The organism is Stutzerimonas stutzeri (genome assembly GCF_024448955.1).
Taxonomy (GTDB): Bacteria; Pseudomonadota; Gammaproteobacteria; order Pseudomonadales; family Pseudomonadaceae; genus Stutzerimonas; species Stutzerimonas stutzeri_AQ.
This window is the reverse complement of sequence record NZ_JAMOIH010000007.1, coordinates 20,782-41,357: the sequence shown is the minus strand read 5'-3', so window position 1 is coordinate 41,357 and position 20,576 is coordinate 20,782. Positions and strand designations below refer to the sequence as shown.

Genomic DNA, 20,576 nt, shown 5'->3' with positions numbered 1-20,576 from the left:
GGACTTGTCAGACGGTACGCGAGAACCGCCCACGCTGCTCGCCACCCAGATAGGCATCGAAAGCCATGGCGACGTTGCGCATCATCAAATGGCCTTGGGGCAGCAGCACCACGGCGTCGTCACGGATTTCGACCAGGCCATCGGCGACGTGCTCGTCGAGTTTGGCCAACGAGTCGGCGAAATAGTCGCGGAAAACAATGCCGTAGCGCTTTTCCATTTCGGCGAAGTCGATGCGGCCGTGACACATCAGCGATATGATCACGTCGCGGCGCAGACGGTCGTCTTCGCTCAGTTTGTAGCCGCGATGCACCGGGAGCAGCCCCTCGTTCAAACGCGCGTAGTACTGCGACAGCTCCTTCACGTTCTGGCTGTAGCTGTCGCCGACCTTGCCAATGGAAGAAATGCCGAGGCCGATCAAATCGCAGTCGGCATGGGTCGAGTAGCCCTGGAAGTTGCGCTGCAGCGTGCCGTTGGCACGGGCGAGGGTCAGCTCGTCTTCTGGCAGAGAGAAATGATCCATGCCGATATAGACGTACCCGGCATCGGTCAGGCGCTTGATGGTGAGCTCCAGCAGCTCCAGCTTGCGTTCCGGCGGCGGCATGTCTTCGGGGCGAATCAGCTTCTGCGCGCGAACCAGATCAGGCAAATGCGCGTAGCTGTAAGCGGCAATCCGGTCGGGGCGGATGTCGATGATCTTGTTCAGGGTGATGTTGAAGCTATCCACGGTCTGCAATGGCAACCCGTAGATCAGATCCACGCTGATCGATTTGAAGTTCGCGTCTCGGGCGGCCTGGACCAGCTCGCGGGTCTGCTCTTCGGTCTGGATGCGGTTGACGGCGATCTGCACCTGTTCGTCGAAGTCCTGCACGCCGAAGCTCAGTCGATTGAAGCCCAGCGCACGTAATTGATGGATTTGCGCGGGGGTGACGGTGCGTGGATCGACTTCCAGCGAAAACTCGTGATCGTCGCTGTCGTCCATGTTGAAAGCGTCGTGCAATGTGGCCATTAGGTCCGCCAGCTGTTCGCTGGTGAGGTAAGTCGGCGTGCCACCGCCCAGATGCAGCTGGGTGAGCTTGCGCGAGCGATCGAACAGCGCGGCCTGCATCTTTATTTCACGCTTGAGGTAATCCAGATACTCGACGGCCCGATCGGTCTTGTGAGTGATGATTTTGTTGCAGGCGCAGTAGTAGCAAAGGCTCTTGCAGAACGGGATATGGATATACACCGACAGCGGCTTGCGCGTCGCAGCCTCGTTGGTTTCCGTCGCTGCGCTGCGGTAGTCGTCCATGGCGAAAGCCTGATGGAACTGCGGCGCGGTGGGGTAGGAGGTATAGCGAGGACCCGGACGGTCATACTTCTCGACCAGGGCGCGGTTAAAGCTCGGCGTTTGGTCCATATCTGGTTCACCTTGCGGTTGATAGGGGGGAAGGGCCGGATGGGGTGTCGTCGACGGCCTGCGACCTCGTGGCGGCGATTATCTCGATTCTAGTTCACGAGTCGGCTGTCCCAGATCAAGAAGGAGCTTGAATGCGGCTTCAATAAGGTGCGCGATATGGCGGCGTCGCATTCATGTCATCGAGCTGTGCGACAACTTGAACGCGAAAAGGCCGCCGTTCACCTACTTGGCAAGCGGCTCAGCACCGATCAAGCTATGTCGGTGCGCAAGTCAATAACCGCTGGTCGTTTGGTTGCAGACCTTGGGCTCGAACTGGCCCAGTAAAAACGTGCGAACCCCTCGCCGTTTCGGTGGTCGTAGCCTCTAGTCAGCCGCTGGCGGCAGGACGTGCAGGGTATGGCTGTTGACCGATCCAGGCGCAGTGCATCAACCGGAACAATCTTCTCAAGGACTCACATGATCAAGAAATGCCTTTTTCCTGCGGCCGGATATGGCACGCGCTTCCTTCCTGCGACCAAAGCCATGCCCAAGGAGATGTTGCCGGTAGTGAACAAACCCCTGATTCAGTACGGGGTAGAAGAGGCACTGGCAGCCGGGCTTAGCCAGATCGCGATCGTTACCGGCCGTGGCAAACGCTCCCTGGAAGACCACTTCGATATCAGCTACGAACTCGAGCATCAGATCCGCAACACCGACAAGGAAAAATACCTGGTCGGCATTCGTAAACTGATCGACGAATGCAGCTTCTCTTACACCCGTCAGGTGGAAATGAAGGGGCTTGGCCACGCCATTCTCAGCGGCCGCCCGCTGATCGGCGACGAGCCCTTCGCAGTGGTCCTCGCGGACGACCTGTGCATCAACCTCGATGGCGATCCGGTGCTGGCGCAGATGGTTAAGCTGTACAACCAGTTCCGCTGCTCGATCGTTGCCATTCAGGAAGTGCCGCCGGAAGAAACCAGCAAGTACGGCGTGATCGCCGGCGAGATGATCCGCGACGACATCTACCGTGTCAGCCACATGGTCGAGAAACCCAAGCCGGAAGACGCGCCGTCTAATCTGGCGATCATCGGCCGTTACATTCTGACGCCGGACATCTTCAACCTGATCGAGCAGACCGAGCCGGGCAAGGGCGGCGAAATCCAGATCACCGACGCCTTGATGCGTCAGGCTCAGGATGGCTGCGTGCTGGCATACAAGTTCAAGGGTCAGCGTTTCGATTGCGGTAGCGCCGAAGGCTATATTGCCGCGACCAACTTCTGTTACGAGAACTTCTACCTCACTGGCAAGGCGTTCTGATCTACGCCATGCCAAAAGGCCACCTTCGGGTGGCCTTTGCGTTTTACGGTGCTGGCATATCCTCGGCGCCCGGACCCAACGGCTGGCCGTAGCTGAATTCGACGTAGTTGCCAGCCGGATCACGAACACCGCAGTAATAACCGACCGGATAGGGCTCGTCACGTGGCTCCCAGATCAGGCAGCCGGCCTGCCTGGCGCATGCCGCAATCGCATCGACGTCGGCGCGACTCGCCAGTGCAAAGCCAAAATGGTTGTAATCATTTTCAGCCAGCTTACGGTTCTGGCCTCCCGGCATGATTACGAAGATGAATTCGCGCTCCTTTCCAGGCTCAGCCATCCAGACGATGCGCGACCCTTTTCCGGCGCGCTCGTGAAACACATGCATTCCGCAGAACTGCTCATAAAAAGCGATGCAGGCATCCAGATCGGGAACGTGCAGTGCGAGATGGGTCAGGGTAGGGCGCATGCGGCAGTCCTCCGGTGAATCAGGCCAACGGCCTGGGTTATGCTGTCCGATCTACAAGGGAGACAACAGTTCATGGCTTACGACTTCGATCTTTTCGTCATCGGCGCAGGGTCCGGTGGCGTCCGCGCGGCACGTTTCGCTGCCAGCTACGGTGCCCGCGTCGCGGTCGCCGAAAGCCGTTATCTGGGCGGCACCTGCGTAAATGTCGGCTGTGTACCGAAGAAATTGCTGGTCTACGGAGCCCACTATGCCGAAGACATCGGCCAGGCCCAAGGCTATGGCTGGACGATCGATGGTGCGACCTTCGACTGGAAAACCCTGATCGCCAACAAGGACCATGAAATCCAGCGACTCAATGGCATTTACAAGAACCTGCTGACCGACAGTGGCGTCACCTTGCTGCAAGCGCACGCACGCTTGATCGACGCCCATACGGTTGAAGTCGAAGGCCAGCACTACAGCGCCGAACATATCCTCGTCGCGACTGGCGGCTGGCCCTTCGTGCCGGAGATTCCAGGTCGCGAGCACGCCATCACCTCCAACGAAGCCTTCTACCTCGACGAACTGCCGCGCCGCGTGCTGGTGGTAGGCGGCGGCTACATTGCCGTCGAGTTCGCATCGATCTTCCATGGCTGTGGTGCCGATACCAAGTTGCTGTACCGGGGCGAGCTGTTCCTGCGTGGTTTCGATGGCTCGCTGCGTGATCACCTGAAGGACGAGATGATCAAGAAGGACATCGACCTGCAGTTCAACGCCGACATCGCGCGCATCGACAAACAGGCTGATGGCAGCCTGCTCGCCACGCTGAAAGATGGGCGCACTCTTGAGGCGGACTGCATCCTGTACGCCACGGGACGGCGGCCGATGCTCGAAGGACTGGGGTTGGAGAACGTCGACGTCGCCCTCGATAGTCGGGGTTTCATCGCGGTTGACGAGCAGTTCCGAACGTCCACGCCTTCGATCCTAGCGATCGGCGATGTGATCGGGCGAATCCAACTGACCCCCGTCGCGCTGGCCGAAGGCATGGCGGTGGCGCGCCAACTGTTCAAGCCCGATGAATACCGGCCAGTCGACTACAACACCATCGCCACGGCGGTCTTCAGCCTGCCGAACATGGCAACGGTCGGGCTGACAGAAGAAGAGGCCCGCGAACAGGGCCATAAGGTCGTGTTATTCGAAAGTCGCTTCCGTCCAATGAAGCTGACGATGACCGGCAGCCTCGAGCGCAGCTTGATGAAGCTGGTGGTCGATGCCAACACCGACAAGGTACTGGGCTGCCACATGGCCGGGCCGGACGCGGGCGAAATCATGCAAGGCATGGCTGTAGCGCTGAAGGCGGGCGCCACCAAGCGCATCTTTGACGATACCGTCGGCATTCACCCGACGGCAGCCGAAGAGTTCGTCACCATGCGTACGCCAACGGGTTTCTGATCGGGATGCTGCGTCGTCCGCAATCAACTTCAGCCGATTTCTAACGGACAAAGAGAAGAGGGTGGTTCTATCGACGGACGCGGCAGGACCGAAACCCGCCGCGCCGATTCGCCAAGGCTTTTTCGCCAAGGCTTTAGTGATGCATGTGCCCGTTGTCGTTCGACTCCGGGGCCTGGTGCTGAATGCTAACCTCGACGGCCACCTCACCAGCGTTTTCGAATATCAGCGTAAGAGGAAACTGCTCGCCAGCTACCAGCGGTTCGCTCAGCTTGAACAGCATGACGTGATTGCCGCCCGGCTTGAACTCAACTTCGCCGCCGGCAGGTACGTCTACCGCGTCGATACGCTCCATACGCATGACCTCGCCTTCATGGACATGGGTATGCAATTCGGCTTTCTCCGCACGGGGGGTCTGCACGCCGATGAGCCGATCCGGCTTATCGCCCGGATTGCGCAACGTGAAATACACGGCGCCAGTTGGCGCGCTCGGCGGCATGGCGCGGGACCATGCTTGCGTAACGGCAGGCGCACCGGTCATTGCATGGTGGGTGTGGGCATGGTCGTTTGCCATGGCGGGCAGGGCGGCGGTGCCGAGTACGAAAGCGGTGACCAGACGAAGCAGCATGAATCTCTCCAAGGCGGTTTTCGATGGCGCACAGTAGCATGAGAACTCGCGCCTTCGCTGTGACTGGATGTGGCTGGCACGTTGTTCAAATCACCACAATTGAACCTGCAGGGCGGTAACGTTTCTGTTTGAATGAGCCTGGTCCAAATCCCATCGGAGACACATCACTTGACGGAACGAAGTCGCTGGAGCCACCGGTTGCTATCTGGCGGAAGGGAGCCCGATCCCCGGTTCACCCTGGCAAACGAGCGAACCTTTCTCGCCTGGATCCGCACATCGCTGGCGCTACTGGCTGGCGGTGTGGCAGTCGAGGCCTTTACCGGCGACGTCTTTTCCCTTGAGATACGCAAGCTCCTGTCGATCTCGCTGTTGCTGCTGGCCATGTTCATCAGCTCAACGGCTTGTATCCGCTGGCTGAGCATCGAGCGTGCCATGCGCCACAACAGGCCGCTGCCGTTTCCGCTGCTGATTCCGATACTGTCGATTGGCGGCACGCTCGTCACGTTGACGCTGATCAGTTTCATCGCGCTTCGCGGCTGAACATGCACATATCCGTTCGTCGACGCCGGAAGCCCAAACTGCCAGGTCCGCCGCTGCACGAAGATCCCGGACTGCAGCCGGAACGCACATCGCTGGCATGGGGGCGGACCTTGCTCACCATGATCGCCGTCAGCGCGCTTTTCCTGCGCTGGATGCCCTATCACGGGGCTTTCGTCGGCATGCTGTTAGCGGTTTCGCTGATCACGGCGCTGTACATCTGGGCTACTCAGCAACGTCGCTATGCACGTAGCGCTAGCGGATTGAAGAGCGGGCGTATTCATGCCGATGCATGCTCGATCCTGTGGCTGGGCGCTTCGGTTTTTATGCTTGGCGTTCTGGGGCTTTACACCATTATCTTCTTGCCGATCACTCGCTGAGGCAGCAACCAAAAGAGGCTTAAATGACCACCGCTAATCAGCAATTCGCCAGCGACAATTATTCAGGCATTTGCCCTGAAGCCTGGGAGGCCATGGCCAGAGCGAATCAGGGACACGACCGTGCCTACGGTGATGATCAGTGGACGGCGCGTGCCGCTGATCATTTCCGCCAGCTGTTCGAAACCGATTGCGAAGTGTTCTTCGCATTCAACGGCACGGCGGCTAATTCCCTGGCGCTGTCATCCTTGTGCCAGAGCTATCACAGCGTCATCTGCGGAGATATCGCGCATATCGAAACCGATGAATGCGGCGCGCCGGAATTTTTCTCCAACGGCTCCAAATTACTGGTGGCGCGTACCGAGGAGGGCAAGCTGACCCCGGCGGCGATTCGCGAAGTCGCACTCAAGCGAAAGGACATCCATTACCCCAAGCCGCGTGTAGTCAGCATTACGCAAGCCACTGAAATCGGCACCGTCTACCGGCCCGACGAACTCCGTGCGATCAGCGATACCTGCAAAGAGCTTGGCCTGCATCTGCATATGGATGGTGCACGGTTCGCTAATGCCTGTGCGTTTCTCGGTCTGTCGCCAGCCGAGCTGAGCTGGAAATCGGGCGTAGACGTGCTCTGTTTCGGTGGCACCAAGAACGGTATGGCCGTGGGCGAAGCGATCCTGTTCTTCAACCGGGACCTAGCCGAAGACTTCGAATACCGCTGCAAGCAAGCTGGTCAGCTGGCATCCAAGATGCGCTTTCTGTCCGCACCATGGGTTGGATTGCTGGAAAGCAACGCCTGGATCAAATATGCCGAGCACGCCAATCACTGCGCGCAATTGCTAGCAAAATTGATCAGCGACGTGCCGGGCGTGGAACTGATGTTTCCCGTTGAAGCGAACGGCGTCTTCGTGAGCATTCCGCCGTTGGCGCTAGAAGCATTGAGGAGCCGCGGTTGGATGTTCTACACATTCATCGGCGTCGGCGGCGCACGTTTCATGTGCTCGTGGGACACTAGCGAAGAGCGGGTACGGCAATTGGCTGACGACATCCGTAGTGTGGTGCTGCAGAACCAATAGTCAGCTGAAAAAAAGCCGCGTTGTCGAGATAGGCCGCGCGGCGGCGGAGCAGCATGAATCAGCAAACCTCAAGGAGAGGCTTCTTTCCTGATAGTTAATTTAACATAATATAGATTATGCGAACCCTTAACATAACCCTCTATGCACGAAATCCGTAACGGATTACAAACGCACATCCATTACTACTGGCTTGTGCTCAACCATCGCGTTTGAACGCACCACGAAACTCGCTGGGCTTGAGTCCGGCCTGCTTGCGGAAGAATCGACTGAAATAAGCAGTGTCGGCAAATCCCAGGTCACGCGCGATCTGCTGGATATGCAGGCTCGTATAGGCCAGTTGCCGCTGTGCCTCGCGGACGATGCGTTCGTTGATGATCGCGCTGGGTGCAATCCCGGCCTCTTCTCGGCAAGCGCGACCGAGGGTGGCTGTGGTCATTCCCAGGGATTCGCTGTAGCGCCCCAGCGTCCAGTGGTTGCGAAAGTGCTCGTCGACCAATTCGCGAAACTGCCTCAGCACGGCGGCACGCCGATTTTTGCCGGGCCGTGGCGCGGTGTTGATGGAGACGTCCAGCCGCGCGGCATGGATCAGCAACGTCAGCAGCAACGAATGGCCCGCCGCGAGGTTTCCGCGGGCCTCGCTTCGCGCTTCCGCCTGGATCAGTTCGATCAGTGGCCAGATGGGTTCGCTGCCGTCCGCCTGCCAGGGTAACGGCACGACGCTCGGGCGCTGCAGGAAGCCCAACAGCCCCGGCGCCACGATGCGCGCCATCGATTCCAGCGGCCGTTGTGCCGCGGTGATGACAGGTCCGTCGGTGTCGCGTTGGTAGCTGAACGCATGCACGGTGCGGTTCGGCAGGACTAGGATGCAGGGGCCGGTGAACGGCAGGCGTTGGTTCTCCAGCGAAACCTCGCCGCCACCGCTGCGGATGTAGAACAACTGCAGCAGCGCATCGTGCTGATGCGGTTTGATTTCCCACTGAAATTGTTCGCTGCGCTCGTTGATCCATTCGCAGTGCAGCATGTCGCGCCAGGCGGGCTGGGCGGTCTCGCCATATAGGCCGTAATTTGGAATTCGCTTCATCGAGCCTCGACAGGCGGACCGCCTGCTTTGCGCGCCCAGGATGCTCATCAATCACGGGCACATGCTTTGGAAGATTCGAATTGTCCTGTTGGTTGTTCGATTTGTCACATCGAAACGCCGTTAAATGTAACAAATTGTGCAACATGCCGTAGTGCTCTGCTCCCCGCGATGCGGCCTCGTGAAAAAACTAAAAACCATGAATATGCCTACCTGGCGCGAATGGCTGTTTTCAGCCAAAGCGCTGACCGCTGCGTTGCTGTCGCTTTACATCGCGCTCGCCATTCCGCTGGACAATCCCTATTGGGCGATGGCCTCGGTTTACGTCGTTTCGCACCCGCTGTCGGGCGCGACGCGCTCGAAGGCGATCTACCGGGCGCTCGGAACCGTACTCGGTGCAGCGGCATCGGTTGCGATATTGCCGCTGTTCGGCCAGCAGCCGGTGATGCTGAGCCTGGTCATATCGTTGTGGCTCACCACCCTGCTCTACCTTTCGCTGATCGACCGCTCGCCACGTAGCTACATCTTCATGCTTGCGGCCTACACCGTGCCGTTGATCAGCCTCACCGAAGTCAACGACCCGCAGCATATCTTCGATGTGGCGCTGGCCCGTTCCGAGGAAATTCTGCTTGGCATCGTCTGTGCCAGCCTAGTCAATGCGCTGCTGTTTCCCAGCCGCATCGCGCTGGTGCTGAGTGCGCGTATGACGGTGCTGCTCGCCGACGCCCGCGCCGGGGCACTGCAGCTGCTCGGCGCCACGGGACTGACTGCCCTCGATCAGCGTGCGTTGCACCAATTGATGATCGACGTGATGGGGCTCGACGGCATGATCGTGCACCTTGAGTACGACGCCAGCAGCCATCTTCCGACCCGACACGCCCGGGAATTCCGTGCACGCATGGCGATGCTCGCGCCGCAGCTGATCTCCATGGGCGACGCGCTGCGTCAGCTACGCCAGGAACTGCCGGAGCCGCTGCCGGAGTTCGAAGAATATCTGCAGCACGCCGGCCAATGGTTGCAGGGCGAGGATGCGCAGCTCGATTCTGACCGCCTCGTCGAGCGCAGCTGGCAGCTGCAAACCTGGCTGAGCGATAGCCATCCGGAGCAGCACTTGGCGCTGGCCGGTGCGCTCGGGCAGATTCGCGCGCTGATCGATCTCTGGCAGGACGCCCTGGAGCTGCGCCGGTGCTTTGCCCAGGACCATCCCGAGCAGGCGCCGATGCTGCGCTATCGGGTGCGCCAGTTGATCGGCACACCTCGTCATTATGACTATCCGCTGCTGGCGTTCAGCGCCCTGTCCGCCGGAATCCTCGTACTGTTGGTCAGTCTGCTGTGGTACTGGTCGGGCTGGGCGCACGGCTACACCGGCGTGTTCCTTGCGGCCGTCGCTAGCTGTTTCTTCGCCAGCCAGGACAACCCGGCGCCTTTCATCAAGTCGATGCTGGTGGCGACGCTGATCTCCACCGTAGCCGCCGCCATCTACCTCTTTGCACTGATGCCCAACGTGCATGACTTCGGCAGCTTGGCCATTCTACTTGCCGCGCCATTGCTGCTGTTGGGCACTTTTTCCGGTCGCCCTCAATATGCCGGGACAGCGATTCTGTTGGCGGTTCAGACCATTTCTACCCTCACCATTCAGGATCGTTACACCGCCGACTTCTCGCGGTTTGCCGATGTCGCCTTGTCGTCGGCCATGGGCGTGACCTTCGCCCTGATCTGGGCCCGCCTGACCCGACCATTCGGCACGCAGTGGGCGGCGCGGCGTCTTGCTCGCAGCGGCTGGATCAGCCTTTCGCGGCTGGCGCTGGCCAAGCCGAAACAGGATCACGACGACGTCGCCTCCAAGGTCATCGACCGTACCGCTCAATTACTGCCTCGCCTCGCCCAATTGGCCGACCAAGGCCTGGCGCTGCACGACGCGACCCGTGGTTTGAGACTGTGCTTCCGCCTGCTGGAACTCAAGCGATTGCCGCTGCCGGCAGACGCTGAGCAACGGCTGCAACCGGTCCTTCTCGCGTTGCACGATTACTTCCAGGCCTGCGCTCGCGCCCGTCATCCGCAGTCCGCGCCGGATGGCCTGCGCGAGCAACTGGATGACGGCGTGCATCACCTGTGGAGCCGTGACGGCCAGGCTGCACACGACGCCTGCCTGGCGCTGCACGGCCTGCGTCTCGCGCTGTTCCCTGCGGTTTCGCCTGCCATCGCGCCGCTACCGACCACTACTAGGTACGACCCTCTCGGAGCCTCGGCATGACCGGACATTTGAATATCTATGGCGTCTACGTGCCGGTACTGCTGATGTTGATGCTTGCCGCCTATCTGCTCAAAAGCCTGCTGGGCGTCGCCCTCGCCCGGCTGGGCCTGTACCGCTGGGTCTGGCATCCGCCGCTGTTCAACCTCGCCCTCTACGTCATGATGCTGGGCGCCCTGTCCACCCTCATACCGGGAGTCGAATCGTGAAGAAATGGATACCTGCCACCGGCTCAGTGGTGCTGACCCTGCTGGCCGTCGCCATCGCCGCCCTGGTGAGCGTGCATCTGTGGGAGTACTACATGGAAGCGCCCTGGACCCGTGACGGCCATGTGCACGCCGACATCATTCAGGTGGCGCCCGACGTTTCCGGCCTGGTCACCGAACTGCGTGTGCGGGACAACCAGAAGGTCAGCCGTGGTCAGGTGCTGTTCATCATCGATCAGGCGCGCTTCGAACTCGCCCTCGAAGAAGCCGAAGCGACCGTGCTGGAGCGTCGGGCATTGCTTGCTCAGGCGCGTCGGGAAGCCAAGCGTAACCGCGTGCTGAAAGACCTGATCGCCGCCGAAACCATCGAAATCGGCGACACCCAGGTCAAACGCGCCGAAGCCGCGCTGAAGACCGCCGAAGCCGCACTTGGCGTGGCCCGGCTCGACCTGGAGCGCACCCGCGTGCTCAGTCCCGTGGACGGCTACCTCAGCGACCAGACCATGCGCGTCGGCGATTACGTCCACACTGGCAAACCGGTGCTGTCGATCGTCGATACCCGTTCGTTGCGCGTCGAGGGCTACTTCGAAGAAACCAAACTGTACGCCATCGAGATCGGCCAACCGGTGGACATCCGCCTGATGGGCGAGTCGCAGCATCTGCGTGGCCATGTCCAAAGCATTGCCGCCGGCATCGAAGACCGCGACCGCGCGCGCGGCAACTCATTGCTGCCGAACATCAATCCGAGCTTCAACTGGGTTCGACTGGCCCAGCGGATACCGGTACGCGTGGTGCTGGAGGACGGCCAGGAAACCGACATCCGACTGGTCATCGGCCGAACCGCGACTCTCTCGGTGCTGCCCTGGCAACAAGCCGGCGTGACGGAGCCGGCAGCGCTATGAGCCGCTACTCTCTGGCCGCCCTGCTGGCCCTGGTCGGCACCCTCAGCGCCTGCACCATGGTAGGCCCCGATTATCGGCTGCCGGATGATGCCGTGATTCAGCGTGCCGAAGCTGGGGCACCGTTCGATCTGGCCGGCAATGCGAAGGTGGAACAAGCCGAGCTGCCCGCCGACTGGTGGAAGCTCTACGACGATCCGCTGCTCAACCGGCTGGTGAGCGAGGCGCTGCAAAGCAATACCGATGTGCGCCTGGCCTATCACAACCTGCGACACGCCTACGAAGGCTTCCAAATGGCCCATCACGCGCAGGAGGTCGAGATTGGCGGCGCCGGCTCGCTCGCACGTGGCCAGCTATCCAGTGAATCACTGGCATTGCAGGAAAAAATCCCGGTGATGAACCTCGCCGATGCCGGGCTCTCGGTCGGCTATCAGCTCGATCTGTTCGGCAAGCTCAAGCGCGCCGCCGAATCGGCCGGAGCCAATGCCGACGCCAGCGCTGCGGCCCTCGATGCGGCCCGCATCACCGTCGTGGCTCAGGTCGTGCGCAATTACGTCGAGGCCTGCCACGCGGGCGAAGAGCTGATCATCGCTAAGCATTCATTAGATATTCAACAACGCCAGCTGGACGTGGCCACGCGGCTGTTCAGGGGCGGTCGCGGCAACGAAGTGGACGTGGCTCGCGCACGCGCTCAGGTCGAGGCGCTGCGTGCCGAGGTTTCTCCGTTCGAGACGAAAAAATCCGCAGCGCTTTATCAGATTGCCGCCCTGCTCGGCCGCACGCCTAATGACTTGTCGGAACCAGTCATTGCCTGCAGCCACGCGCCGCAGCTGAGCCAGCCGACTCCGGTTGGCGATGGTGCGGCGTTGCTCAAGCGTCGTCCGGACGTCCGCGCGGCGGAACGCAGCCTGGCTGCAGCCACCGCGGATATCGGCGTCGCCACCGCAATGATGTACCCGGAAATCAGCCTCGGCGCCTCCGCCGGCTATACCGGCATGCTCGAACACATCGCCGATCCCATTACCCGTCGCTGGGAACTCGGGCCGTCCATTTCCTGGCACATCCCGACGAAAGTCGACCGCGCTCGGGTACGCGCCATGGAAGCCGGCGCCGACGCGGCCCTTGCGCGTTTCGACGGCGTGGTACTCAACGCCCTGCGCGAAACCCAAACGCTGTTGGCGCGGTATGCCGACGACTTGCAGCGCAATCGTGCTCTGCGCGATTCCCGCGACGCCGCCAGCCGCGCCGCCGATCACACCCGTCGGCTCTACCAGGAAGGCCGTTTGGCCTATCTCGACAGTCTCGACACCGAGCGCACCCTGGCCTTGGCCGAAGCCGCGCTGGCGGAATCGGAGGCACAGCTTTCGCTGGATCAGGTCAACCTGTTCCTGGCGTTGGGTGGCGGATGGGAAGACGCCGAGCGTACGCCGCCGCCCCAGCTTGCCCATTGAGCTATCTGCACAACGCTGATCGCGCGATGCCAGGACAAATGGCGATTTCCAGACTCAGAGTGAGATGACAGAAAGGACCGGTTCATTCGTCGCACTCGGTGTCAGCAAGCGGGACTTGGCACGTGGCATAGAGGATAGGTAGCCAATGGATTTATTCCATGCGATGCGAGTATTCGTACGGGTAGCCGACGCCGGTAGCTTCACGGCGGCGGCGCTGCAGTCCGATACCTCCACCGCTCAGGTTTCCCGGCTGGTGTCGGAGCTGGAGAATCATCTGCAAGCGCGTCTGCTGCAACGCACCACGCGGCGTCTGTCACTGACCGAAGCGGGCCAGCGTTTTCTCGAGCAAAGCCGCGCGATCCTCGATCAGGTCGAGCTGGCGCGAGTCGAAGCCAGCGGCGCGCATCTGGTGCCCAGAGGGCGGCTGCGGGTGCATTCCACCATTGGCCTGGGTATCCAGTTGCTGGCATCGCTCGCAGGTCGCTACGACGAGATCTATCCGGATGTCTATCTGGACCTGATCCTTTCCCAGCGCCAACCCGATTTGCTGGAAGACAACCTCGACGTGATCATCACGTTGTCGCGAGAGTTGCCAGATTCCGAGTTGATTGCCCAGAGACTGGGCACGGTATTTCACGTCGTCTGCGCCTCGCCGAGTTACATCGAACAGTATGGCGCGCCGAAGGTGCCGGCCGATCTCGAACGGCATCGCTGCCTGCGGCTTGCCGATCCGGTGTTCGCCGACAGCTGGAGCTTCATCGGCGACGGCATCGAACAGACGATTCAACCCAGCGAAACTTTCAAGGTGAACGTGGCCGAAGCCATGAGTTCGGCCGCCGAAGCGGGAATGGGCGTGTGCCTGTTGCCCGACTACGTGGCGGTCCCGGCGCTGCAGCGCGGCACGCTGGTGCGGCTGTTGCCGCTGTTCCGTCTGCAGGAAAAAACCATCTACGCGCTCTACCCATCGCGACGGTTCCTCGATGCCAAGGTCAAGACCTGGGTCGGGTTCCTTAAAGCGGAACTGCCGCAAGCCTTCGCCGGCTATCACCAGCTCATCCAGAACCCCAAGTACTGGGCCTGAAGATTGTTACCGCAGCGGTAACGATCCCTCTCTGGAAACGCCATTTTTCCGCGGTTCGGCATTCTTTATTCTTTGCCTGGTGGCAGTACGCGGTTGATTTCGATCCCGCGCTGCATCGGTTGCACGGTCGCTCCTTTCGGTCGACCGATGCCCTGTCATCTTTGGCTGCCGTTCCTCGTTGGCAGCCAGTTTTAATTCCCCAAGCGCTCGCCGCATCTGGCGGGCGTCAAAAACGCAAAGAGGTCGTTATGAAAAATCTGCTCTGGATTGCCGGCTTGTCCGTGTTCGCTCAACTGGCCATCGCTGCTCCGCAGCCCGCTCCTTATCAATACGGCGACAAGCTGGACATCGCCGAGATCATCTCCATGGAAGTGCCGAACGGCGGCTGTGAGGTGGTCGAAGCCAAGATGACCTATCTCGACTCCAAGGGCGAAACCCAGGTGATGAGCTATCTGCGTCAGGGCGCTGACTGCAACGATCACTGATCGGCTGCCCTGGCCGATCTGGAAATCATTTCATCCCCAGCCGCTCGCGCATGTCCGCTGTAATCGTTTGATCCGTCTCGTCGATTTCGGCCCAGGGGTCGTCGTCGCCCTGCTCTTCCAGCCGTGACATGAGGTTGCGGATGGTCCAGAGATTGGCTCCCTTGAGCTCGGCGAGCTCGTCGCGGTGAATCGGCACCGACACCGAAAGGCCTTCACGCGCCCGCACCGAATAGGCGGCGACGGTGCTGGCGCCTTGGCTGTTGCGCAAATAGTCGATGAAGATTCGTCCGACGCGGTTCTTCGGTCCGCTGACCGCAGAGAAATGCTGCGGCAGCAACTTCGCCATGTACTGCGCGATCGCCTGGCTGAACGCCTTCACTTCCTTCCAGCTCAGGGTCGGCTTCAGTGGTACCAGAATGTGCAGGCCCTTGCCTCCGCTGGTCTTGAGGAAGGATTGCAGGCCGATCTCATCCAGCAGTGTCTGAGTTAGTTGGGTCGCCTCAACCATGCGCTTCCAAGGCAACGCTGGGTCGGGGTCGAGATCCAGTACGAAGCGGTCTGGATGATCGAGTACCGGAGCGACGGCGTTCCAGGTGTGCAGCTCGATGGTGCCCATCTGCGCGGCACTGACCAAGGCTTCGACGCTGTCGATGGTCATCAGCGCGGCGTGTTTGGGAAACAACGCCGTGTCCAGCTGGGTAATGTGCGGAATGCTCAGCTTCTCGGTGTGTTTCTGGAAGAACAGCTCGCCTTCGATGCCTTCCGGGGCGCGCACCAGTGCCAGCGGCCTCTGGCGAAGATGCGGCAATGCCCAAGGCGCCACCTCGGCGTAGAAGCGAGCCAATTCCATTTTGGTCGCGCCGATGGATTTGTCGATGACACGCTCGGGGTTGGAGATCTTGATCTTGCCGCCCGCGCTGCTTGCTGATTTATCAGCGGCTTTACTCTTGGCCTTGGGTGCTTTCGCCGGGCGCTCATGGGTAATAGCCTGTGCGGGCTTGTCCGAGCGCAGGCCATGGAAGACTGAATGACGAATCACGCCCTGCCGGGTCATTTCGGCAAAGGCTACCTCGCACATCAATACCGGCTTGAGCCAGTGCGCGCCGCGCACATCCGCAGCTGGCGGTGCCTTCGCCAGCGGGCTTTTGTCGATTTTCAGCGGCTTCAGCTTGGCGTGCAGGCTTTTGAGCGTGGCCTGATTGAAGCCGGTCCCTACTTTGCCCGCGTAATGCAGTTCGCCCTCATCGTTATGCAGACCCAGAAGTAAGGCGCCGAAGCCGGAGCGTGTGCCCTTTGGATCGGTGAAGCCAACGATAATGAATTCCTGGCGGTTCTTGCACTTGATCTTGACCCAGCTATTGCTGCGTTTGGAGACATAGGTGCTGCCAGCGCGCTTGCCGATCAATCCTTCGAGCTTCATCTGGCAGGCACTGTCCAGCACGCTTTCAGGCTGTTCGGTGAAGTCCGTCGAAAAACGAAGCAGCTCGTTTTCATTGGCCTCCATCAGCTGACTCAAGGCCGCCCTCCTTTCTTCCAGCGGGGCTTCGCGCAGGTCCATGCCGTTCAGATAAGGCAAATCGAACAGGTAGTAAATGATGGTGCCGCTGCGCCCGATTTCGAAGGCGTTCTGCAGCGCCTGGAAGTCCGGCGTGCCCTCCTCGTTGGGCACCACCACTTCGCCGTCGAGCCAGGCTGATTCCAGCCCGAGCGCCGCTAACGCTTCGGCCTGTTGTGGCATCTTGGCCGTCCAGTCGTGTCCGTTGCGAGTGAATAGCTGAACCTTGCCCGACTCGATGCGCGCCATGATTCGATAGCCATCGAACTTGATCTCGTAGCGCCAATCCCCATCGGGCACGGATTCGACCAGCGTCGCGAGTTGCGGTTTGAGACTGTCCGGGAGCGGCGCGGGCTTTGCGCCGGATAGCGTGGTGTGTACGGCTTTCTTACGAGTGCGCGCCGCAGGTGTTTTGACCGGTTTGGCGTCTACTTCGAGCTTCGCCTTGCCGCGTTTGCGCGGGATCAGCGTTCGGTCGCTGAGTACGCTGTCAGGCTGTTCCTCAACAATGTCGTAATCCTGCTCGGGGCGCGCCGCGTCGTCGTTCGACTTGATCAGGAACCACTGCTCCTTGCCGCCGTCCATGCGCGTGCGCACCAGGTTCCAGACGCCGGCAAGCTTTTCCCCTTCCAGCGCGAATTTGAGTTTGCCTTTGCGATACCCCTCATGCGGATCGCCTTCCGGAATCCAGATGCCCCGGTCCCAGACGATCACATCGCCCGCGCCGTAATGGCCGGCCGGAATGGTGCCTTCGAAGGTGGCATATTCCAGCGGATGGTCCTCGACGTGCACCGCCAGCCGGCGCGACTTGGGATCCAGCGATGGGCCTTTGGGCACCGCCCAGCTCTTGAGCGTGCCATCCAGTTCGAGGCGGAAGTCGTAATGCAGCCGGGACGCATCGTGCTTCTGGATGCAGTACTGAAGCGCCCCGCTTTTTTCTCGCTTGCGGCGCGCGCGGGTTTCGCCGCCCGGCTCGGGCGTCGCGGCAAAATCCCGCTTCCGGTTGTATTCGTCGAGGGCCATGGTGCCGGCTCCGTGACGCGGGTTTATTCGAGCGTGCCAGGATCGGACGCCGAATCGGTCGGCCCGCCGTGGCTGGAATGGCGCCCCGGATTGACTGAAGCGTCGTCCGCGTCCCGATCGGCCTCACCCTCGGTCGCTGGAGGCTCGCTGACAAGATCGCCGTCTTCGGTCACGGTACGGCCCTGACTGTCCTTGTGCGTATCAAGCGTTTCCTGAGGCGTCGGATTGCCCATCGGGCTGGGACGGGCTCCGCGTTCGTCTTCAGGCGTGCCTGCAGGCCACTGTGCGAACGCGGATGACGCCATAAGGCTTGCGAATACCAATGCGAATATGGATTTCATGGTGATTCCTCCTCGTCAGGTATTGGCGCTCGCAGCAAGTGGACTCGCGAGTTCCAAGACTGGTTGGTAGCGCCGAATTTCGAAGGACGGAAGCCGTCGGCAAGCGCAACGGCGCGGGTTTCGCCACTTGCTTCTGGTCTGCCGAGCGGCGGAAAAGTGATGTTTACAACGGGACAGGGCCTGCTAGCGTTGTTAGATGCCGCTGACGCAAAACCGTAGCATCCGACTGCGAGCACGCTCGCCGACTCTGGAGACTCGAAAGGAGGAAGGATCATGGCTTCACGTCTACCTCTGCTGACGATAGAGAACATCCTCCGCAACTACCTGTATCCCTTCCGCTGTGACTGCCATGCTCAAGAAGACAGTCGTGTCACCGTCCGGCTCTATGAAGAGCATGTGGACGGCGAAGAGCTCACGGTTTTCGGCATCACCGATGATCAGTGCCGCGACGCTGCGAATCTGGTGCGGTTGGCTCAGGAACTGCGCTTCGAGCTGTACGCCACACGAAGCGGCCTGATGACCGCCTCGCTTCCAGACAAAGTTGCCGAGCAGTAATCGCATGTCGCGCCGCTGCTCAGCACCTTGTCAGCGTTTCGCCTCGACGTTGGGGGTCTGTGCGCGGGTCAGATAGGCCTGGGTCAGCTCGGCAAGGTGGCTGCGCATCCACTCGGCCATCGCCACTTCCTCGGCCAGAATGCGCGTGCAGATCTCAGCGGTCTGGGTATCGCCGATGGTTTCGGCCGCCGCGATCAGAATCTCGTAGGACGCGATTTCCAGATTCTCGAAGACGTAGCCCATCTGTGCGCCTTTGACGATTTCGTCATTGACCATCATGCCGCCCATGGCTTGCCCCATGGCCATCATCTTGCCGCCTAGATCCTTGAGGCCCGAATAGGACTTGTCGTAGCGCTGTAGACAGCTTTCGATCAGCTTGGCCTGGTTCTGAGTCTCGGTAATGTGTTGCTCGATCCTCGCTTTCAGTTGGGGGTAGTGCTCGATGCGGCTGGCCTGCTTGCTCAGCATGGACTCGGCCTGAGCCTCCATCGCGTGAGCATCGCGCAGCCATTCGATCAAACGTTCGACGCGGACGTCGTTTCCGGTTTGTGCACTTTGCATGTCGCTTCTCCCATGGGTTGGATACCGATTGGGTTTACACCCTTGTAAGTGTGAGAGGAGCCGACACAGGGAGTTCCACGCATCCGACTGAATGCACGTTCATGAACTTTGGAAAACAGCCATCAGTCATCTGAAGCAGTCATTCGAACGGAGCTGGCTTATCGAAACCCTCGCCTTGCCCATGCCCTGGGAGAACTACATAGACGAGCCCGCATTGCGGATACTGCTGGCGGCCTCCTTCGTGGTGGTCGTATTGAGTGTGTTTGGCCGTGTACTGACCGCGGTGATGCTGCGCTTGGGGCGAAGCTTTTTGTTTACCAAGGCAGTGTCAGAGCAGCTGGAAAAGCCCATACGGCTGCTGCTCCCGCTGCTTGGCCTGCAGGCGGTCTTGACGGCGTCCGGCGATGAATTCGCCTTGCTGGATGTGGCTCGGCGCATAACGGCCCTGTTGATCATCAGTTGCTTCACCTGGCTCGCTTTACGGCTTTTGCGCGGCCTTGAGCAGGCCGTGCGAATGAAGAACCCGGTGGATGTCAGCGACAACCTGCGCGCACGGCAAATCCAGACGCAGTCGCGCGTGCTGCTACGGACACTGGGATTTTTCGTCCTGCTGATCGGCGCTGCCAGCATGCTGATGACCTTCCCGGCGGCGCGCCAGCTCGGTGCCAGCCTGCTCGCTTCGGCAGGTCTCGCTGGCCTTGCCGTGGGCTTCGCTGCCCGTCCGGTGCTCGCCAATCTGATTGCAGGCATTCAAATTGCGATTACGCAGCCGATTCGCCTGGATGACGTGGTGATCGTTGAAAACGAATGGGGCCGGATCGAGGAAATCACCGGGACCTACGTCATCGTTCGCATCTGGGATGACCGCCGGTTGGTAGTGCCTCTGCAGTACTTCATCGAGAAACCGTTCCAAAATTGGACGCGGCGCAACTCCAGCATCATCGGTTCGGTGTTTCTTTGGGTCGACTATTCACTGCCACTGGAACCGTTGCGCGAGGAACTGCGTCGGCTTTGCCAAGACGTTCCGCAGCTGTGGGACGGCCGCGTCATCGTGTTGCAGGTAACAGACACCAGTGAGAAATCCATTCAGCTGCGGGTGCTGGTGAGCTCCCCGGATTCGTCGCGCAATTGGGATCTGCGCTGCCATCTGCGTGAGGGCTTGATCGGCTTCGTTCAGCGGCAATACCCACAATGCCTGCCGCAACTGCGGGCAGACCTTAGCGTTGGGCACAAGCCGAACATCGACAAGTCCGTTCCAGAACATATGGAACCGGAGCGTCAACCGCCGGTTTGAACGCGGCGGATGAGACCCGCGACTCGCCCCGACTGCGGGCGCCTGGTTACCACTTCGGTGCAGCGCTTATTTCGATTCAGTCCTGCTCACTGAGTTTATCGATCAGCTGCCGGTATTTGACCGGCAACTGCTCCAGCCCGTAGCGCGCGGCCTGTTTGCGGATTTCCACCCGGTCTCCAGCGAACCGGACGGTCTCGCTGATGCTGACTTGGCGTTCGCCTTGCATCAGCGCAAAGGCGTAGCACTGAGTGCCGCTAGCGTCCTCTTCGCTGCCATCGGCGACGCCGGTATTAGCAACCGCGATATCTGCGTAGCTGGCGTTCAACGCGCCGATCGCCATCTCGGTGGCGACTTCTTCACTGGTCAAGCCAAAGGTTTCTATGGTTTCGAAACTGACGTGAAGCATGCGGTTCTTGGCTTTCGGCGAGTAGACGACGAAACCGCTGTCGAGCACTTGGCCGCACCCAGGAATGTCGCCTAGCAGCGAGGCCATCAGGCCACAGGTACAGGATTCCGCCGTGGTCAATTTCATTTCTTTGTCGCTAAAAAACCGCACGATTTCAGCAAGGTCTTGCATGGTCTTGGCTCCGACTGG

The 20,576-nt window shown here is 60.4% G+C and carries 21 protein-coding genes; 13 read left to right on the top strand and 8 right to left on the bottom strand.

What is annotated here, in order from left to right; genetic code table 11:
* Nucleotides 1-7 precede the first annotated feature (7 nt).
* Nucleotides 8-1,396 carry an oxygen-independent coproporphyrinogen III oxidase gene (hemN, locus tag NA645_RS09400; protein WP_256048558.1) on the bottom strand — a complete coding sequence of 463 codons (1,389 nt, stop codon included), beginning with the start codon at nucleotides 1,394-1,396 and terminating at the stop codon, nucleotides 8-10.
* A gap of 456 nt (nucleotides 1,397-1,852) precedes the next feature.
* On the opposite strand from hemN, the gene galU reads away from it, so the two are divergent.
* Nucleotides 1,853-2,692, top strand: a complete 840-nt coding sequence (gene galU, locus NA645_RS09395) for a UTP--glucose-1-phosphate uridylyltransferase GalU (protein WP_256048557.1) — start codon at nucleotides 1,853-1,855, stop codon at nucleotides 2,690-2,692.
* A gap of 43 nt (nucleotides 2,693-2,735) precedes the next feature.
* Here the strand turns inward: galU and NA645_RS09390 are convergent, their stop codons facing one another.
* Nucleotides 2,736-3,158, bottom strand: a complete 423-nt coding sequence (locus tag NA645_RS09390) for a VOC family protein (protein WP_256048556.1) — start codon at nucleotides 3,156-3,158, stop codon at nucleotides 2,736-2,738.
* Between the two features lie 72 nt (nucleotides 3,159-3,230).
* On the opposite strand from NA645_RS09390, the gene gorA reads away from it, so the two are divergent.
* Complete coding sequence (gorA, locus tag NA645_RS09385; protein WP_256048555.1) at nucleotides 3,231-4,589, top strand: glutathione-disulfide reductase; 1,359 nt, start codon at nucleotides 3,231-3,233, stop codon at nucleotides 4,587-4,589.
* Nucleotides 4,590-4,722: 133 nt separating this feature from the next.
* Here gorA and NA645_RS09380 read toward each other — a convergent pair whose 3' ends face one another.
* Nucleotides 4,723-5,214 carry a copper chaperone PCu(A)C gene (locus NA645_RS09380; RefSeq protein ID WP_256048553.1) on the bottom strand — a complete coding sequence of 164 codons (492 nt, stop codon included), beginning with the start codon at nucleotides 5,212-5,214 and terminating at the stop codon, nucleotides 4,723-4,725.
* Between the two features lie 132 nt (nucleotides 5,215-5,346).
* On the opposite strand from NA645_RS09380, the gene NA645_RS09375 reads away from it, so the two are divergent.
* The 3 genes from NA645_RS09375 to NA645_RS09365 are packed head-to-tail and all read left to right on the top strand — an operon-like array spanning nucleotide 5,347 to nucleotide 7,201.
* Entirely contained in the window at nucleotides 5,347-5,754 is a 408-nt protein-coding gene (locus NA645_RS09375; RefSeq protein ID WP_423836572.1) for a YidH family protein, read from the top strand.
* 2 nt (nucleotides 5,755-5,756) lie between these two features.
* The gene (locus NA645_RS09370) at nucleotides 5,757-6,131 is read left to right on the top strand and encodes a DUF202 domain-containing protein (RefSeq protein ID WP_256048551.1); all 375 of its coding nucleotides are present in this window, start codon (nucleotides 5,757-5,759) and stop codon (nucleotides 6,129-6,131) included.
* Nucleotides 6,132-6,154: 23 nt separating this feature from the next.
* A complete protein-coding gene (locus NA645_RS09365; RefSeq protein WP_256048550.1) occupies nucleotides 6,155-7,201 on the top strand; it encodes a threonine aldolase family protein in 1,047 nt (348 codons plus the stop codon).
* Between the two features lie 196 nt (nucleotides 7,202-7,397).
* Here NA645_RS09365 and NA645_RS09360 read toward each other — a convergent pair whose 3' ends face one another.
* A complete protein-coding gene (locus NA645_RS09360) occupies nucleotides 7,398-8,282 on the bottom strand; it encodes a helix-turn-helix domain-containing protein (protein ID WP_256048549.1) in 885 nt (294 codons plus the stop codon).
* 196 nt (nucleotides 8,283-8,478) lie between these two features.
* Between NA645_RS09360 and NA645_RS09355 the strand changes: the two genes are divergently transcribed.
* From NA645_RS09355 to NA645_RS09330, 6 genes are all read left to right on the top strand, one after another.
* Nucleotides 8,479-10,533, top strand: a complete 2,055-nt coding sequence (locus NA645_RS09355; RefSeq protein WP_256048548.1) for an FUSC family protein — start codon at nucleotides 8,479-8,481, stop codon at nucleotides 10,531-10,533.
* Nucleotides 10,530-10,739: a DUF1656 domain-containing protein gene (locus NA645_RS09350; protein WP_256048547.1), complete on the top strand. Its 210-nt coding sequence runs from the start codon at nucleotides 10,530-10,532 to the stop codon at nucleotides 10,737-10,739. Before NA645_RS09355 ends, NA645_RS09350 begins: the two co-directional genes overlap by 4 nt.
* Nucleotides 10,736-11,638, top strand: a complete 903-nt coding sequence (locus tag NA645_RS09345; RefSeq protein ID WP_256048546.1) for an efflux RND transporter periplasmic adaptor subunit — start codon at nucleotides 10,736-10,738, stop codon at nucleotides 11,636-11,638. The genes NA645_RS09350 and NA645_RS09345 overlap by 4 nt, the downstream gene beginning before the upstream one ends.
* Entirely contained in the window at nucleotides 11,635-13,086 is a 1,452-nt protein-coding gene (locus NA645_RS09340; protein ID WP_256048545.1) for an efflux transporter outer membrane subunit, read from the top strand. The genes NA645_RS09345 and NA645_RS09340 overlap by 4 nt, the downstream gene beginning before the upstream one ends.
* A 145-nt stretch (nucleotides 13,087-13,231) precedes the next feature.
* Nucleotides 13,232-14,167, top strand: a complete 936-nt coding sequence (locus NA645_RS09335) for a LysR family transcriptional regulator (protein WP_256048544.1) — start codon at nucleotides 13,232-13,234, stop codon at nucleotides 14,165-14,167.
* A 248-nt stretch (nucleotides 14,168-14,415) separates the two neighbouring features.
* On the top strand, nucleotides 14,416-14,652 hold the full coding sequence (locus tag NA645_RS09330; protein ID WP_131648811.1) for a DUF2790 domain-containing protein: 237 nt from the start codon (nucleotides 14,416-14,418) through the stop codon (nucleotides 14,650-14,652).
* 25 nt (nucleotides 14,653-14,677) lie between these two features.
* On the opposite strand, the gene ligD is transcribed toward NA645_RS09330, so the two are convergent.
* Nucleotides 14,678-17,230: a DNA ligase D gene (gene ligD, locus NA645_RS09325; RefSeq protein WP_256048543.1), complete on the bottom strand. Its 2,553-nt coding sequence runs from the start codon at nucleotides 17,228-17,230 to the stop codon at nucleotides 14,678-14,680.
* 23 nt (nucleotides 17,231-17,253) lie between these two features.
* Nucleotides 17,254-17,571 (bottom strand): hypothetical protein, encoded by a 318-nt coding sequence (locus tag NA645_RS09320; protein ID WP_131648813.1) that lies wholly within the window; start codon nucleotides 17,569-17,571, stop codon nucleotides 17,254-17,256.
* A 273-nt stretch (nucleotides 17,572-17,844) separates the two neighbouring features.
* On the opposite strand from NA645_RS09320, the gene NA645_RS09315 reads away from it, so the two are divergent.
* On the top strand, nucleotides 17,845-18,126 hold the full coding sequence (locus tag NA645_RS09315; protein WP_256048542.1) for a DUF1652 domain-containing protein: 282 nt from the start codon (nucleotides 17,845-17,847) through the stop codon (nucleotides 18,124-18,126).
* A gap of 30 nt (nucleotides 18,127-18,156) precedes the next feature.
* Here NA645_RS09315 and NA645_RS09310 read toward each other — a convergent pair whose 3' ends face one another.
* Complete coding sequence (locus tag NA645_RS09310) at nucleotides 18,157-18,687, bottom strand: ferritin-like domain-containing protein (protein ID WP_131648815.1); 531 nt, start codon at nucleotides 18,685-18,687, stop codon at nucleotides 18,157-18,159.
* A 181-nt stretch (nucleotides 18,688-18,868) separates the two neighbouring features.
* On the opposite strand from NA645_RS09310, the gene NA645_RS09305 reads away from it, so the two are divergent.
* Nucleotides 18,869-19,981: a mechanosensitive ion channel family protein gene (locus NA645_RS09305; protein ID WP_256048682.1), complete on the top strand. Its 1,113-nt coding sequence runs from the start codon at nucleotides 18,869-18,871 to the stop codon at nucleotides 19,979-19,981.
* 76 nt (nucleotides 19,982-20,057) lie between these two features.
* Here NA645_RS09305 and NA645_RS09300 read toward each other — a convergent pair whose 3' ends face one another.
* Entirely contained in the window at nucleotides 20,058-20,558 is a 501-nt protein-coding gene (locus NA645_RS09300) for a CinA family protein (protein ID WP_256048541.1), read from the bottom strand.
* Between the last annotated feature and the right edge of the window lie 18 nt (nucleotides 20,559-20,576).